The organism is Burkholderia sp. 572, assembly GCF_040545135.1.
In the GTDB taxonomy this organism is placed as follows: Bacteria; Pseudomonadota; Gammaproteobacteria; order Burkholderiales; family Burkholderiaceae; genus Burkholderia; species Burkholderia cepacia.
Window position 1 is genome coordinate 322,426 of sequence record NZ_JBEPLH010000003.1, and the last position, 15,516, is coordinate 337,941.

The following is a 15,516-nucleotide window of genomic DNA, read 5'->3' on the forward strand; positions in this document are numbered from 1 at the left end:
GGAACGACAATGCGCCGTCGTTCACGCAAGCGTGCGTCCGACCCCGCTCGATCGCGGCGCAATACACGATCCCGGGCGCACGCCGCGCCCTCACCGCGTGCAGGGGTATACGCGATGTTGCGTCCAAAAAAAACTTTGCCTAGAGTGCATCCCATCGATCCGGCGGACAAAGACGTCCCACGATCGTGCGCAGCGCGCGCCCGCTAGCCCGCGCTTCGCCGGCCCCGTTTCGGGCCGCCCATCCGCATTCCCGTTATCCGACAGCGTTGTCGGATGAACGGACCGGCAAAGAAGCCCTTGCCTCGCTCGTCGAGGCAAGGGCTTTTTTTTGTCTTTCGAAAACGCACGTCTTCACCCGAACCAGGAGCACACCATGCGTCATGGCGATATTTCCAGCAGCAACGACGCCGTCGGCGTCGCCGTCGTCCAGTACAAGATGCCGCGCCTGCACACGCGCGCCGACGTGATCGCGAACGCCCGCGAAATCGCGGAGCGCGTGGTCGGCATCAAGCGCGGCCTGCCCGGCATGGACCTCATCGTGTTTCCCGAGTATTCGACGCACGGGATCATGTACGACGCAAAGGAGATGTATGACACCGCATCGACGATCCCCGGCGAGGAAACCGACATCTTCGCGGCCGCGTGCCGCAAGGCGAACGTGTGGGGCGTGTTCTCGCTGACCGGCGAGCGCCACGAGGAACACCCGGACAAGGCGCCGTACAACACGCTCGTGCTGATCAACAACCAGGGCGAGATCGTGCAGAAGTACCGCAAGATCATGCCGTGGGTGCCGGTCGAAGGCTGGTATCCGGGCGACTGCACATACGTCGCCGAAGGGCCGAAGGGCCTGAAGATCAGCCTGATCATCTGCGACGACGGCAACTACCCGGAGATCTGGCGCGACTGCGTGATGCGCGGCGCCGAGCTCGTCGTGCGCTGCCAGGGCTACATGTACCCGGCGAAGGACCAGCAGGTGCTCGTGTCGAAAGCGATGGCGTTCATGAACAACTGCTACGTGGCAGTCGCGAATGCGTCCGGATTCGACGGCGTGTACTCGTATTTCGGCCACTCGGCGATCGTCGGCTTCGACGGCCGCACGCTCGGCGAATGCGGCGAGGAAGAGAACGGCGTGCAGTACGCGGAGCTGTCGGTGAGCCTGATCCGCGATGCGCGCCGCAACATGCAGTCGCAGAACCACTTGTACAAGCTGCTGCACCGCGGCTACACGGGCAAGATCGGTTCCGGCGAATCGCCGAACGGCGTCGCGCAATGCCCGTTCGAGTTCTATGCGAACTGGGTGAACGACCCGGACGGCACGCGCCAGGCCGTCGAACGGCTGACACGCGCGACACCCGGCACGCCCGAATGCCCGATCGAAGGCATTCCGTCCGAAGCGCCCGCGCATCGCTGAACCCGCGCCCCGCCCGGCCGTTCGCGCTGCCTGCGCGAACGGCGCCGTCTCACTCTGGAGCCTTCATCATGCTCGGTGTCGCTCTTTTCTTCATCGGCGCGGTGCTGGTCGTCAACGGCGTCGCGCTCACCGGCCGCATCGAACCGCGCGACGCGGCCGGCCTGAACCTGCTCGTCGGGCTGCTCGCGCTGCTGATCAACCTCGCCGGCCTCGTGCAGGCGTCGGCGCCGCCGCAGTTTTTCTCGAGCGCGGGCGGGCTGCTGTTCGCGTTCACGTACCTGTATCTCGCCGCCGTCCAGTGGCGCGGGCTGCAAGGCGCCGGCCTCGGCTGGTATTGCCTGTTCGTCGCGATCAGCGCACTCGTCTATGCGGGCACGTCGAGCGACGCGCGTTTCGGGGCGATGTGGCTGCTGTGGTCGAGCCTGTGGTTCCTGTTCTTCGTCGCGCTCGGGCTGAAGCGGACCGTGCGCTTCCTGCCCGGCTACACGATCGCGATCGGCGTCGGCACCTGCTGGCTGCCCGGCATGCTGATGATGACGGGGAGGTGGTAATGAGCGCACGCGATACGCCGCTGGCCACCGATCCGCTCGCCGGGCACCGCATCGCCGATGTGCCGTTCTACCAGCCGGCCGGTGCCGAGGCCGACTGGTTCGAGACGGCCTGCCGCCATCACCTGCCGGTCCTGCTGAAAGGGCCGACCGGCTGCGGCAAGACGCGCTTCGTCGAATACATGGCGTGGCGCATGGGCCTGCCGCTGATCCAGGTCGCGTGCAACGACGACACGTCGGCGGCCGACCTGACGGGCCGCCACCTGCTCGACGCCGACGGCACCTACTGGGCCGACGGGCCGCTCACGCTCGCGGCGCGGCACGGCGCGATCTGCTATCTCGACGAGATCGTCGAGGCGCGCCCCGACGCGACGGTCGTGATCCACCCGCTGACCGATTCTCGGCGCGTGCTGCCGCTCGACCGGCTCGGCGAAGTCGTCCATGCGCATCCGGATTTCCATCTGGTGATCTCGTACAACCCCGGCTATCACGGCGAGCACCGGCGGCTGAAGCCGTCGACGCGGCAACGTTTCGTCGCAATCGACTTCGGCTATCCGGATGCCGCGCACGAGGCCGACGTCGTCGTGCGCGAAAGCGGCGCCGACCGCGAAACCGCGCGCCGGCTCGTCGATCTTGCGCAGCGCACGCGGGCGCTGGCGCAGGCGGGCAACGGGCTCGACGAAGGCGCGTCGACGCGCCTGCTCGTGCACGCGGCAAGGCTGATCGTCGCGGGGCTCGCGCCGCTCGATGCCTGCCGGATCGCGATCAGCGACGCGGCGACCGACGACGCCGACACGCGTGCCGCGTTGCAGACGATGGCCGCCGCGTACTTCGCGACATGAGCGCACTGCCACTCGCCCGCTTCCTGCACGGGATGACCGCGCACGAGACCGACGTGCGCCTCGACGACGCGGCGCCGCGCGCGACGCTCGGCCATGCCGCGCTGCGCGTGCCCCGTGCGTTGCCGCCCGATGCGCGCATCGCGGCGGCCGCGCACGCGCTGGCTCACTGGCGGCACTCGCCGTCCGGCGAGCCGGCCGACACGCTGACGCAGATCGGTTCGGCCGTCGCCGGCGTGATCGAGGATGCGCGCGTCGAGGCGCTGCTGGCCCGCGAATGGCCGGGGCTCGCAACGTTCTGGGCGCCGGCGTTCGCGCCGATCGGCCGTGAAGGGCTCACGTTCGGCTGCCTGTGCGCGCGGCTCGCGAAAGCGTTGTTCGATCCGTCGTATCGCGACGGCAACCCGTGGGTCGACAAGGGCGCGCAGTTGTTCGCCGAACGGCTCGACATGCTCGACGACTACCATGCGTTTCGCACGATTGCGTCGAGGCTCGCGAACGATCTCGGCCAGATGCGCGTCCGCTTCGAACCCGACGACGGCGCATGGCTGCCCTATCGCGACGACAACGCGTGGCTGTGGGCGCAGCCGGCCACCGCGGCGGCCGAACAGGCGGGCAACGACGGCGTCGAGATGTCGGCCTCGACCGGCGGCCACAGCGACGAGCGCGACGACGCACCGCCGTCCGCACCCGATGCGCCGCGCTATCCCGAGTGGAATTGCCACACGCAGCGCGAACGACGCGACTGGACGACGATCGTCGAACGCGCGCCCGCCACGTCGGCGCCGCCGCCGTCGCTTTCCGCACTGATCGACGCCGACCGGCGCGCGGCAAAGCGAATGCCGGCCGAGCGCGCATCGGAGCTGCTGCGGCGCGTGGGCCGCCAGCTCGACGGCGATGCGCTCGACGTCGATGCGGCGATCGCCGCACGCATCGCCCGGCACGCCGGGCACGCGCCCGATCCGCGCGTGTTCCGTCGCCGCGTGCCGCACGACGCGCGCGGGCCCGTGCTGATCCTGCTCGACCTGTCGGCGTCGACGGCCGCGCAGGTCGCCACGCTCGAGAAACGCGCGGCGTTCGTGCTCGGCGACCTGTTCGACCGGCAGCGGCGCCGCTGGGCCGTGCACGGCTACACGTCGGACGGCCGGCATCGCGTGTACTACGCGCGCTTCAAGGATTTCGGCGAAGCGTTCGACGCCGGCCGCCGCGCGGCGCTGCTCGCGGCCGACAGCGGGATGAGCACGCGCACGGGCGCGGCACTGCGGCATGCGCTAGCCTTGCTGCGCCGCGAAGCCGCGAGCGCGCGGGCCGCCGTGCTGCTGATCGGCGACGGCGAAGCCGCCGACGTCGACGTGTTCGACCCACGCTACCTCGTCGAGGATGCGCGTCACGCGGCACGCCTGGGCCGGCGGCGCGGTGTCGCGATTGCCGGTCTGTCGTTCGGCGAGCCGCCCGGGTTGTCTACAATACTTGGCGTCGGCCCGCGCTGCGTGCACGCGGCGAACGGCGACGCATTGCCGGCCGTCGTCGCGCACGCGGCCGGACGACTGACCGCATGACGGCCCCACCCGGAAGAGACAGGAACGACCGAATGAACAGTGTGAAGGTTGGCGTATTGTTCTCGCAGAGCGGATGCACGTCGCACCTTGGCCGGAGCCAGTTGCGCGGCACGCTGCAGGCGATCGCCGAGATCAACGAAGCGGGCGGCGCGAACGGCTGCGAGATCGTGCCCGTCGTGCGCGATGCCTGTTCGGACCCGGCCGTCTATGCGCGGCTTGCAGAGGAACTGATCGCCACCGAGCGCGTGAACGTGCTGTTCGGCGGATACATGTCGAGCAGCCGCAAGGCGCTGATTCCGATCGTCGAGAAGTGGGACAAGCTGCTGTTCTACCCGACGCTCTACGAAGGCTTCGAGTTCTCGCCGAACGTGATCTACACAGGTGCGGCCCCGAACCAGAACAGCGTGCAGCTCGCTGCGTTCATGACCGCGCAGTTCGGTGCGCGCGTGTATCTCGTCGGGTCCGACTACATCTACCCGTACGAGTCGAACCGCATCATGATCGATCTCGTCACGCAGCATCCGGAAGGCCAGATCCTCGGCGAGGTCTACATGCCGCTCGTCGCGTCCGAGCAGGATTTCGCGGCGGTCGTCGAGGACATCCGCGCGAAGGCGCCCGACTTCGTGTTCAGCACGCTCGTCGGCGACAGCACGGCCGCGTTCTACCGTGCGTATGCGCAAGCCGGCCTCGATGCGCGCAAGATGCCGATCGCGAGCCTGACGACCTCCGAGATCGAGCTCGGTCAGATGGGCGCGGCCGCGGCCGGCCACTACACGTCGTCGCCCTACTTCCAGACCATCGATTCGGACGTGAACCGGCGCTGCATCGCGCAGCTCAAGGCGCGCTTCGGCGACGACGCGAACGCCTCCGCGCCGTGGGAAGCCGCGTATTTCCAGGTTCACCTGTTCGCCAATGCGCTCGCGCGCGCCGGCACCGACCAGCGCGACCGCCTCGTCGAACATCTCGCGGACGCGGAATTCGACGCGCCGCAGGGCCGCGTGAAGATCGACCGGCTCACGCAGCACACGTGCCTGTACCCGCGCATCGGCTGCGCGACGGCCGACGGCAATTTCACGATCGTGCGCGAAGCGACGCGGCGCGTGCATCCCGATCCGTACCTCGTCACGCATTCGCTCGGCGACCGCGTGCACGCGCCCGACGAACAGAAGGCGTAACCGACGATGCGCGCCCGCACCCCGATCCGCTCGACGCCGCGCCTGCTCGCCGAACTGCGCTCGCTGCGCGTGATGGTGTACTACCCGGATGACGACAACGGCCTGCTGCTCGTCGAGCAGCTCTCGCGCATCGGTTGCCCGAGCGAGCAGCGCTGGCCGCCGCCCGCCGCGCTGCCGGAGAGTGTCGACCTCGTGATCCTCGCGGTCCGGCCCGACCTGCTGCACCTGTCGATCCCGTGGCTCGAGGACGATGCGCGGCCGCCGCTCATCGCCGTCACGACCTACGAAAGCCCGACGATCCTCGAACTGATGCTGCGCATCGACGCGCAGAGCGCGGTAACGACGCCGGTGCGTTCGTTCGGCCTGTTGAGCGCGATGGCGCTCGCGTGTCACCAGAGCCGGCGGCACGACGAATACCGGCGCCGCATCGCGCAGCTGGAACAGCGCGTGATGTCCGCGCGCACGCTGCAGGAAGCGAAGACGCTGCTGATGCAGCACAACGCGATCAGCGAGGAAGAGGCATATCAGCAGATCCGCTCGCAGGCGATGGAACGGCGCATCTCGATCAACCAGCTCGCCGAGCAGATCGTGCACGCGCATGCGCTGTTGAAGCGGTAACGCGATCGGCGATCGCCGATCGCCGCGCGTCAGGCGCGTCAGTCCGGCGGCGGCAACACGACCGTGTCCTCCGGCCCGAGCACGCGCCCGTCCTGCGAACGCAGCTCGAGCTTCCTGACGGGCAGCCCGGTCTTCCGGTCGACGAGCAGCACGTGCGCCTCGTCGGGTTCGAAGAAGAAATCCTCGCCCCACTGCCGCAATGCGACGAGCAGCGGAAACAGGCCGCGCCCTTTCTCGGTCAGCACGTATTCGTGATGCGCGCCGCCGTCCGCGGCCGGCACGATGTCCATGATCCCGTGCGCGACCAGATTGCGCAGACGCGCGGCCAGGATGTTCTTGGCCAGCCCGAGGTTCTTCTGGAATTCGCCGAAGCGGCGCAACCCGTCGAACGCGTCGCGGACGATCAGCAGCGACCACCAGTCGCCGATCGCGTCCAGCGGGCGGGCAACGCCGCAGGGGGAATCTTCATGCGTGGTTCGTCTGTTCATCGATGCATGAGGCAATGCCGTTCCGGGAATGCGGCCGGAACGGCGGTTACGCTCGTTGAAATGAATGGTTGCAATATAAAACTCGTCACACGAAAGATCAATCGCGCGGGGCTCGACTGTTCCCGATCGATGAACGCCATGGCCGATTCGGGTCTCATTGGCACTTCAGTTCGTACATCTGGCCTATAAATTCCGGCATTTCCCCGTTCCGGCACATCATCCCGCACCAACGTGCCGAGCATCCGCCGATTGCCGCGGCCCTCTTTTTGGTTGCAACTTGCAACCCGATATCCTACGCTTCGATTCGGTTTCAACTTGAAACCAAACTATCCGACTACCGAAGGAGCGCTCGATGATCCGGTCCGATGCCACGTTCGACGGCACCTTTCCTTTCACCCCGCATTTCGACGACGCATCCGGCTTCCGGATGCACTACGTGGACGAAGGCCCGCACAACGGCGAAACCGTTCTGTGCCTGCATGGCGAACCTACGTGGGGTTACCTGTTCCGCCATCTGGTTGCGGCGCTGCGTCCGACGCACCGCATCGTCGTGCCCGATCACATGGGCTTCGGCAAAAGCGCGACGCCGCAGGATCGCAGTTACTGGTTGCAGGACCATATCGACAACCTCGAGCGCTTCGTGCTCGCGCGCGGCCTCGAGCGCATCACGCTCGTGATGCACGATTTCGGCGGCCCGGTCGGCATGGGGCTCGCCGCGCGTCATCCGGATCGCATCCGGCGCATCGTGTCGGCGAACGGGCCGACGCCGTTCGGCCAGCCCGATCTCGTCGAGCGCCTGAATGCGAACGGTCGCGATGCGCCGTGGTTCCAGTGGATCATGCGTGCGGCGGCCGACGACACGCTTGAAACCGTGCTCGGTCAGCTCGGCTTCAACATCCTGAGCACGCTGAAACTGAACGGTTTCGAGAACCACGCAGTCATCACCGACACATGGATCGCCGCATACGGTGCGCCGTTCGCGCAACCGGCGGACTGTCTCGGCGCGATCGGATGGGCCCGCGGGTTTGCCGCGGGCGCGCACCGGTTCGAAGTGCCCGATGCGGCGGCATTGCGCGCGATACGCGAGAAACCCGCGCTCGCGATCTGGGGAGACGCCGACCGGACACTCGGCGCGGAACACTTCCTGCCGCTCTTCACCGCGCTGTTTCCGTCCGCGCCCGTCGAGCGGTTGGCGGGCGTCGGGCACTACTGCTTCGAGGATGCGCCCGACGCCATCGCGGTGCGGATCGCCGGCTTCATCCGGACGACCGGCTGAGTGCGTTCCGCAGCGGGCATCCGGCGCCCCGCCGCGGAACACGGCGTGCGCGGCCGCCTTCGCAACCGCGCACGCACCGCTTCACATCAGCGAATGACCCGCGTCACACCACGCCCGCGCGGGTCGGCCATCGCCTCCGGCGTCTTGCCGTCGATCTTGATCACCTGGATGTCGCCGCTGAAATCCTGCCCCTTCAGCGTGTAGCCGCGCGCCTCGATCTGCTTCGCGAGTTCGCCTTCGATCGGGTGGTACGGCTCCCAGAAGATCGTGTTCGGCGGCAGCAGCTGGTGATGGAAGCGCATCGCGCCGACCGCTTCCTTCAACGGCATCTTGAAATCGTAGATGTTGTTGATCACCTGGAAGATCGACGTGAAGATGCGCGAGCCGCCCGGCGTGCCGATCACCAGCGACACCTTGCCGTCCTTCGTCATGATCGTCGGCGACATCGACGACAGCGGGCGCTTCTTCGGTTCGATCGCGTTCGCGTCGCTGCCGACCACGCCGAACATGTTCGCCACGCCCGGCTTCGCGGAGAAGTCGTCCATCTCGTCGTTCAGCACGATGCCCGTGCCGTCGGCGATCACGCCCGAACCGAAATAGCCGTTGACCGTGTAGGTGTTCGACACCGCGTTGCCCCACTTGTCGACCACCGAGAAGTGCGTCGTTTCAGCCTTCTCCGGCATCGTCGTGCCGAGGCCCGGCTGCACGCTCTTCGTATCCGACGGCTCCTTCGGGTTGACTTCGGCCGCCCGCTTCGCGATATAGGCGTCGTCGGTCAGCTGCGCGATCGGCACCTTGTAGAAATCGGGATCGCCGAGATACTGCGCACGATCGGCGAACACGCGCTTCTCGATTTCCGCGACGAGGTGGATGTACTGCGGCGAGTTGAGCTTCACGCCCTCGAAGTCCTGCTTGAGGTCGGCCTTCATCTTCAGCAACTGCACGAGGCCGATGCCGCCCGAGCTCGGCGGCGGCGCGGTGATCACGTCATAGCCGTTCCACTTCGCCTGCACCGGCTGGCGCCACACCGCGCGGTACTGCGCGAGATCCTCGGTGGTGATCAGCCCGTTGCCGTCGCCGGTCTTCATCGACGCGGCGATCAGCTCGGCCGTCTTGCCCTTGTAGAAACCTTCCGCGCCGTCGTTCGCGATGCGCGTGAGCACGTCGGCGAGATCGGGCTGCTTGAAGTTCACGCCCGCCTTCAGCCCGGAGAAATACTTGTCGAAGTTGGTCTTGCCGCCGAACTCCTTCGACGCGTCGACGCCGCGCTGCGCGAGCTGCTCGTCGACGACGAAGCCATCGCGCGCATAGTGGATCGCCGGCGCGAGCACCTGCTTCCACTTCAGCTTGCCGAAGCGCTTCTGCGCTTCCCACATGCCCGCGACCGTGCCCGGTACGCCGACCGCGCGCGGGCCGTACAGGCTCATGCCCTTCACGACGTTGCCATCCTTGTCGAGATACATGTCCTTCGTCGCGGCGAGCGGCGCACGCTCGCGGTAGTCGATGAAGTACGGCTTGCCGTCCTTGTAGATCGTCATGAAGCCGCCGCCGCCGATGTTGCCGGCTTCCGGATACGTGACGGCGAGCGTGAAGGCGATCGCGACGGCCGCGTCGATCGCGTTGCCGCCTTCCTTGAAGATCCGCTCCGCGGCATCCGCGCTGTACTTGTCGGCCACCGCGACCGCCGAGCTCGTCAGGACGGCCGGCTGCGGCCCCTTCGCATAGACGGGTGCGTTCGGCAGGAAACCGATGCCGGCCACCGTCGCGAGCACGACAGCGGATGATTTGAAGCGATTCAGCGTAGTCATTGCATGTCCCCCATGTGGATCTCCTTCAGGCAGGAAAAGCACCTGTCCCGCGCATGACCGCCGGCGCACCGACGGCCATATCCGGTTTCGTAGTATAGGGGGACAAAAAGGGTCGAACACGTGACATGCGATGAAAGCGCATTCGCTGTGTGCGCCTGGTCATGTCGCCGCTTCTCGACACGGATGCGGACAGGTCGAAATTGCACCGGGCGCGCGGCCGCAATTCACACCGGTTCACGTCATCACGCAGCGCACAAAAACCGAAAGTTGCGAACTGCGCGACAGGCCACGTGACGCGTGAAAAAAAATCTGCAAACGCCCGTCCCGCTGCACGATCCGATCTGCGAAGATAGCGCCCCGCTTTCACACCGCATCACTGGTTCGTTCACGCGCCGCCTCACGTTTCTTCGTCTCGCTTCCTATGGCATCACACAACGCGCATCATGCGTCCGGCTTCGCGGCCGGCGTCGTCGCCGCCGCCCTCGTCGCACAAACCGGCGCCACGGGCCCGTGGCATTGGGGCATGTTCGCCGCATTCGCGGCGGGCGTCGCGGGCGGTACCGCGCCCGACTGGCTCGAAGTCGCATGGTGGCGCCGCAAGCGCCGCCTGTGGGTCACGCATCGAACCATCACGCACTGGGGCATCGGCTGGATCGCCCTGCTCGCGCTCGGCTGGCACGGGCTCATCCATCATCCGCATCCGCTGTGGGCCGCGCCGCTGTTCGGCTTCGCATGCGGCGGCGTGATGCACCTGCTCGCCGACTGGCCGAACCCGCTCGGCGTACCGTGGATCTGGCGGCGTCATTCACTCAACCTGTGGAACAGCGGGCGTTGCGACCTGATCGTCGTGGGCGCCGCATGGGGCGGCACGCTGTGGCTCGCGCAGTCGTTGTGCTCGCGTACGCCGCTGCTCGAACACTGGCTCGGCTGGCTGCATCGCGTCTAGTTGCAATTCGGCGCAATTTGACGCGATTCGGCGTGCCATCGGCACGCCGGCGCGCATGCAACTTTCCGTCCATTGAAAGTACGGTGCAGGCCCCCATTTGAGTCCCGTTCGCCGACACGCGCACCCGGCACGCACGCGCGACGTCTGGCACACTGGCGATTCGATTCGTGTGCGCCTTGCGCACGCTTTGCGCCCTGCTTGCACCCTATTTCAACGCTCCGATGGACGTCACCGCTACCCGCCCTGCCGCCCGTGCGCTCGACGTGTTCCACCCGGCCGTCGCCGCGTGGTTCCGGCGCACGTTCGCCGCGCCCACCGGCGCGCAGGCGCTCGCGTGGCCGCACATCAAGGCCGGCCGCTCGACGCTCGTCGCCGCACCCACCGGCTCCGGCAAGACGCTCACCGCGTTCCTGTGCGCGCTCGACGATCTGGTGCGCGATGCGCTCGCGCATGACGGCACGCTGCCCGACGCGACGCTCGTCGTGTACGTGTCGCCGCTGAAGGCGCTGTCCAACGACATCCACGTGAACCTCGATGCGCCGCTCGCCGGCATCGCCGATTCGCTCGCGCAACTCGGCCTGCCGGTGCCGGCGATCCGCACCGCCGTGCGCACCGGCGACACGACGCAGGCCGAGCGCGCGGCGCTGCGCAAGCGCGCGCCGCACATCCTCGTCACGACACCCGAGTCGCTGTACGTGCTGCTGTCGTCCACGTCGGGGCGGCAGATGCTGTCGAACGTGCGCTCGGTCATCGTCGACGAGATCCACGCACTCGCATCGTCCAAGCGCGGCAGCCATCTCGCGTTGTCGCTCGAACGTCTCGACGCGCTGGCCGGCCGTGCGCTGCCGCGTATCGGGCTCTCCGCCACGCAAAAGCCGATCGACGCGGTCGCGCGCTTCCTCGTCGGCGGCCCGGCCGACGCGCCGCGCGATTGCACGATCGTCGACACGGGCCACACACGCGAGCGCGACCTCGCGCTCGAACTGCCGAACGTGCCGCTCGAACCCGTGATGGCCACCGACGTGTGGGAACAGGTGTACGACCGCATTGCCGGGCTCGCGGCCGCGCACCGCACGACGCTGGTGTTCGTCAACACGCGGCGCACCGCCGAGCGCATGGCGCGCCATCTCGCCGACCGGCTCGGCAAGGATGCGATCGCCGCGCATCACGGCAGTCTCGCGAAGGAGCACCGCTTCGACGCCGAACAGCGGCTGAAGCGCGGCGAACTGAAGCTGCTCGTCGCCACCGCATCGCTCGAACTCGGCATCGATATCGGCGACGTCAATCTGGTCTGCCAGGTCGGCTCGCCGCGCGGCATCGCACCGTTCCTGCAGCGCGTCGGCCGCTCCGGACACCATGTCGGCGGCGTGCCGAAGGGGCGCCTGTTCCCGCTGTCGCGCGACGAGCTCGTCGAATGCGCGGCCCTGCTCGATTGCGTGCAACGCGGCGAGCTCGACGCGCTGAGGATTCCCGAAGCGCCGCTCGACGTGCTCGCGCAGCAGATCGTCGCCGAAGTGGCGTGCACGGAATGGCAGGAAGACGCGCTGTATGCGAGCTTCACGCGCGCGGCGCCGTACGCGCGGCTGACACGCGAGCGCTTCGACGAAGTGATGAAGATGCTCGCCGAAGGCTTCACGAGCCGGCGCGGCGTGCGCGGCGCGTACCTGCATCGCGACGTGGTCGGCGGCACCGTGCGCGGGCGCCGCAACGCGATGATGACCGCGACCACGTCGGGCGGCACGATCCCCGACATGGCCGACTACGCGGTGCTGCTCGAACCGCAGGGCATCCAGGTCGGCACGGTCAACGAGGATTTCGCGATCGAGAGCCTCGCTGGCGACGTGTTCCAGCTCGGCAACCAGTCGTACCGGATCATTCGCGTGGAAACGGGCCGCGTGCGTGTCGAGGACGCGCAGGGCCAGTCGCCGAACATTCCGTTCTGGCTCGGCGAGGCGCCGGGGCGCAGCGACGAGCTGTCGGCGGCGGTCGGCCGGCTGCGCGCGCGGCTCGACGGACTGTTCGCGGACGGCGACCGGCTCGCACATGGCAAGAACCGTGAACGCATCGGTGAAGGGACTGGCGGGAAGCCCGTGCCCCGGGCCGACGCCAAAGCGGGCGCGAAGGCGAAATCGAAGGCCGGGATCGAAGCCGATACCGACGCCTCGACCGGCTTGCGGCACGACACCGTCGTCGCCGCCACCGCCGAAAGCCGCCTCGCGCCGGCGTTGCGCTGGCTCGTCGACGATCTCCGCCTGTCGCCCGACGCCGCCCGCCAGATCGTCGACTACCTCGCCCGCACCCGCGCCGCGCTCGGCGCGCTGCCGACGCAGGACACGCTCGTGATGGAACGCTTCTTCGACGAATCGGGCGGCACGCAGCTCGTGATCCATTCGCCGTTCGGCAGCCGCATCAACCGCGCATGGGGGCTCGCACTGCGCAAGCGCTTCTGCCGCAGCTTCAACTTCGAGTTGCAGGCGGCCGCGACCGACGACGCGATCATCCTGTCGCTGTCGCTCGCGCACAGCTTCGCGCTCGACGAAGTGTGGCGTTACCTGCGTTCGGCCAGCGCCGAACACGTCCTCGTCCAGGCACTCCTCGACGCGCCGATGTTCGGCGTGCGCTGGCGCTGGAACGCGACGACGGCGCTCGCGCTGCCGCGCTTCACCGGCGGCAAGCGCACCGCGCCGCAACTGCAGCGGATGAAGAGCGAGGATCTGCTCGCGACCGTGTTTCCCGATCAGGTCGCGTGCCTCGAGAACATCGTCGGCGAACGCGAGATACCGCATCACCCGCTCGTCGACCAGACGCTCGACGACTGCCTGCACGACGCAATGGACACCGATGGCTGGCTCGCGCTGCTGCGCCGGATCGAGAGCGGTGCGATCGAGCTGATCGCGCGCGACCTGCCCGCGCCGTCGCCGCTCGCGGCCGAGATCCTGAACGCGAAACCGTATGCGTTCCTCGACGACGCGCCGCTGGAAGAGCGCCGCACGCAGGCCGTACAGTCGCGCCGCTGGAGCGACCCTGAATCGGCCGACGATCTCGGCGCGCTCGACGCCGACGCGATCGATGCCGTGCGCGACGAGGCCTGGCCGCTCGTGCGCGACGCCGACGAAATGCACGACGCGCTGCTCACGCTCGCATGCATCGCCGACAGCGAAGCACACGCGCACGAAGGCTGGCCCGACCGGCTCGCGGAACTTGCCGAACGCCGCCGCGCGACGAAACTCGTGACGCCCGGCGGCGGCGCCCTGTGGGTGCCGGTCGAACGGCTCGTGTGCCTGCGTGCGTTGCATCCCGATGCCCGCATCGCGCCGGCGCTCAAGGTGCCGGCTGCCTGCGCGCAGCCGTGGGAAGCGGATACCGCGCTCGTCGACGTGATCCGCGCGCGGCTCACCGGTTTCGGCCCGCTTGCACTCGACGCGATCGCGACACCGCTCTGCCTGCCGCCTGCGTCGATCGCGACGGCGCTCGCGGCGCTGGAGCGCGAAGGTTATGTGATGCGCGGCCGGTTCACACCGGGCACGACGACCGACGAATGGTGCGAACGCCATCTGCTTGCGCGCATTCATCGCTACACGGTGAAACGGTTGCGCCGCGAAATCGAGCCGGTGGAGCGCGCCGACTTCATGCGCTTCCTGTTCCACTGGCAACACCTGACACCCGACACGCGCGGTACGGGCCGCGATGCACTCGCGGCCGTGGTCGAACAGCTCGAGGGTTACGAGGCCGCGGCGAGCGCATGGGAAGACGCGCTGCTGCCCGCGCGCCTCACCGACTACACGGCAGGCGGGCTCGACGAGCTGTGCCGCTCCGGCAAGCTCGTGTGGACGCGCATCGGCGCGCCGGCCCGCGCGGCCGGCACGCCCGTTAAGACGACACCGATCGTGCTGCTGCCGCGCCGCCACCTCTCTGCCTGGCAGGCGCTGCGCGATCCCGACGCGCAACCGGCGCTGTCCGCACGGGCCGCCCAGGTGCGCGACACCCTCGCCGCGCACGGCGCGATGTTCTTCGATGCGCTGCTCGACGACCTGCACATGCTGCCCGTCGAACTCGAGCAGGCGCTCGGCGAACTGGTGTCGGCCGGCCTCGTGAATGCGGACAGCTACGCGGGCCTCCGCGCACTGCTGAAACCTGCCGTCAAGCGCAGCGCGACCTATGCGCCGCGCACGCGGCGCGGCGGTGCGCTGATCGGCGGAATGGACGACGCCGGCCGCTGGGCGCTCGTGCAACGCGCTTCGGCACCGGCTGACACGCCAACGCCGGCACCGAAGCGCGGTGCGCCCGCGACCGATCCCGACGCACTCGAACACATCGTCTGGACGCTGCTGCGCCGCTACGGCGTCGTGTTCTGGCGGTTGCTCGAACGCGAAGCCGACTGGCTGCCGAACTGGCGCGAGCTCGTGCGCGTGCTGCAACGCCTCGAAGCGCGCGGCGAGATTCGCGGCGGACGCTTCGTCGCCGGGCTCGCGGGCGAACAGTTCGCGCTGCCTGAAGCGATCCCGGTCCTGCGCGAACTGCGGCGGCAACCGGGCGACGGACAGTACGTTTGCGTGACGGGCGCCGATCCGCTGAATCTTGCCGGCACGCTGCTGCCCGGCGACAAGGTGCCGGCCCTCGCGGGAAATCGCGTGCTGTTCCGCGACGGCGTGCCCGTCGCCTCGCTGGTTTCCGGGGCGTTCCACTACGCCCCCGAACTGTCGCCCGCCGCGCGCGAGGATGCGCGCCTGCGGCTCGCGCGCAGCCACTGACATCGGCTGACACGCGGCACCACACCGACTACTGATCGCGGGGCCGCGCGACCGCCTGCCTTCGGGTAGCATCGAACGACTTTCCGCGCGTGCCCCC

11 protein-coding genes are annotated in these 15,516 nt (G+C 68.3%); 9 read left to right on the forward strand and 2 right to left on the reverse strand.

Annotated features, from left to right (window positions below):
- Window positions 1-373 precede the first annotated feature (373 nt).
- The 6 genes from ABIC51_RS07640 (at window position 374) to ABIC51_RS07665 (ending at window position 6,150) form a co-directional block, all read left to right on the forward strand.
- On the forward strand, window positions 374-1,411 hold the full coding sequence (locus ABIC51_RS07640; RefSeq protein ID WP_021159493.1) for an aliphatic amidase: 1,038 nt from the start codon (window positions 374-376) through the stop codon (window positions 1,409-1,411).
- 68 nt (window positions 1,412-1,479) lie between these two features.
- Window positions 1,480-1,962 (forward strand): AmiS/UreI family transporter, encoded by a 483-nt coding sequence (locus ABIC51_RS07645; RefSeq protein WP_021159494.1) that lies wholly within the window; start codon window positions 1,480-1,482, stop codon window positions 1,960-1,962.
- Window positions 1,962-2,801: a CbbQ/NirQ/NorQ/GpvN family protein gene (locus ABIC51_RS07650; protein ID WP_027791384.1), complete on the forward strand. Its 840-nt coding sequence runs from the start codon at window positions 1,962-1,964 to the stop codon at window positions 2,799-2,801. Before ABIC51_RS07645 ends, ABIC51_RS07650 begins: the two co-directional genes overlap by 1 nt.
- A complete protein-coding gene (locus tag ABIC51_RS07655; RefSeq protein ID WP_226128880.1) occupies window positions 2,798-4,357 on the forward strand; it encodes a nitric oxide reductase activation protein in 1,560 nt (519 codons plus the stop codon). The genes ABIC51_RS07650 and ABIC51_RS07655 overlap by 4 nt, the downstream gene beginning before the upstream one ends.
- A gap of 32 nt (window positions 4,358-4,389) precedes the next feature.
- On the forward strand, window positions 4,390-5,532 hold the full coding sequence (locus ABIC51_RS07660) for a transporter substrate-binding domain-containing protein (protein ID WP_134255725.1): 1,143 nt from the start codon (window positions 4,390-4,392) through the stop codon (window positions 5,530-5,532).
- A gap of 6 nt (window positions 5,533-5,538) precedes the next feature.
- Window positions 5,539-6,150 (forward strand): ANTAR domain-containing response regulator, encoded by a 612-nt coding sequence (locus tag ABIC51_RS07665; protein WP_027791381.1) that lies wholly within the window; start codon window positions 5,539-5,541, stop codon window positions 6,148-6,150.
- A gap of 38 nt (window positions 6,151-6,188) precedes the next feature.
- Here the strand turns inward: ABIC51_RS07665 and ABIC51_RS07670 are convergent, their stop codons facing one another.
- Window positions 6,189-6,638 (reverse strand): winged helix-turn-helix transcriptional regulator, encoded by a 450-nt coding sequence (locus ABIC51_RS07670; protein ID WP_089453165.1) that lies wholly within the window; start codon window positions 6,636-6,638, stop codon window positions 6,189-6,191.
- Between the two features lie 352 nt (window positions 6,639-6,990).
- On the opposite strand from ABIC51_RS07670, the gene ABIC51_RS07675 reads away from it, so the two are divergent.
- The gene (locus ABIC51_RS07675; protein WP_226128882.1) at window positions 6,991-7,914 is read left to right on the forward strand and encodes an alpha/beta fold hydrolase; all 924 of its coding nucleotides are present in this window, start codon (window positions 6,991-6,993) and stop codon (window positions 7,912-7,914) included.
- A gap of 86 nt (window positions 7,915-8,000) precedes the next feature.
- Here ABIC51_RS07675 and ggt read toward each other — a convergent pair whose 3' ends face one another.
- Window positions 8,001-9,722 (reverse strand): gamma-glutamyltransferase, encoded by a 1,722-nt coding sequence (ggt, locus tag ABIC51_RS07680; RefSeq protein WP_027791378.1) that lies wholly within the window; start codon window positions 9,720-9,722, stop codon window positions 8,001-8,003.
- A 421-nt stretch (window positions 9,723-10,143) separates the two neighbouring features.
- Between ggt and ABIC51_RS07685 the strand changes: the two genes are divergently transcribed.
- Window positions 10,144-10,668 (forward strand): metal-dependent hydrolase, encoded by a 525-nt coding sequence (locus tag ABIC51_RS07685; protein ID WP_226128884.1) that lies wholly within the window; start codon window positions 10,144-10,146, stop codon window positions 10,666-10,668.
- Window positions 10,669-10,889: 221 nt separating this feature from the next.
- Window positions 10,890-15,419, forward strand: coding sequence for a DEAD/DEAH box helicase (locus ABIC51_RS07690; protein ID WP_354006396.1), 4,530 nt, complete (start codon window positions 10,890-10,892; stop codon window positions 15,417-15,419).
- Window positions 15,420-15,516: the final 97 nt, after the last annotated feature.

What these genes read in the sequence shown, in the direction of transcription:
- ABIC51_RS07645 (WP_021159494.1), top strand. Translation starts at nt 1,480, where the DNA reads ATGCTCGGTGTCGCTCTTTTCTTCATCGGCGCGGTGCTGGTCGTCAAC.
- ABIC51_RS07665 (WP_027791381.1), top strand. Translation starts at nt 5,539, where the DNA reads ATGCGCGCCCGCACCCCGATCCGCTCGACGCCGCGCCTGCTCGCCGAA.
- ABIC51_RS07660 (WP_134255725.1), top strand. Translation starts at nt 4,390, where the DNA reads ATGAACAGTGTGAAGGTTGGCGTATTGTTCTCGCAGAGCGGATGCACG.
- ABIC51_RS07685 (WP_226128884.1), top strand. Translation starts at nt 10,144, where the DNA reads ATGGCATCACACAACGCGCATCATGCGTCCGGCTTCGCGGCCGGCGTC.
- ABIC51_RS07655 (WP_226128880.1), top strand. Translation starts at nt 2,798, where the DNA reads ATGAGCGCACTGCCACTCGCCCGCTTCCTGCACGGGATGACCGCGCAC.
- ggt (WP_027791378.1), bottom strand. Translation starts at nt 9,722, where the DNA reads ATGACTACGCTGAATCGCTTCAAATCATCCGCTGTCGTGCTCGCGACG.
- ABIC51_RS07690 (WP_354006396.1), top strand. Translation starts at nt 10,890, where the DNA reads ATGGACGTCACCGCTACCCGCCCTGCCGCCCGTGCGCTCGACGTGTTC.
- ABIC51_RS07670 (WP_089453165.1), bottom strand. Translation starts at nt 6,638, where the DNA reads ATGAACAGACGAACCACGCATGAAGATTCCCCCTGCGGCGTTGCCCGC.
- ABIC51_RS07640 (WP_021159493.1), top strand. Translation starts at nt 374, where the DNA reads ATGCGTCATGGCGATATTTCCAGCAGCAACGACGCCGTCGGCGTCGCC.
- ABIC51_RS07650 (WP_027791384.1), top strand. Translation starts at nt 1,962, where the DNA reads ATGAGCGCACGCGATACGCCGCTGGCCACCGATCCGCTCGCCGGGCAC.
- ABIC51_RS07675 (WP_226128882.1), top strand. Translation starts at nt 6,991, where the DNA reads ATGATCCGGTCCGATGCCACGTTCGACGGCACCTTTCCTTTCACCCCG.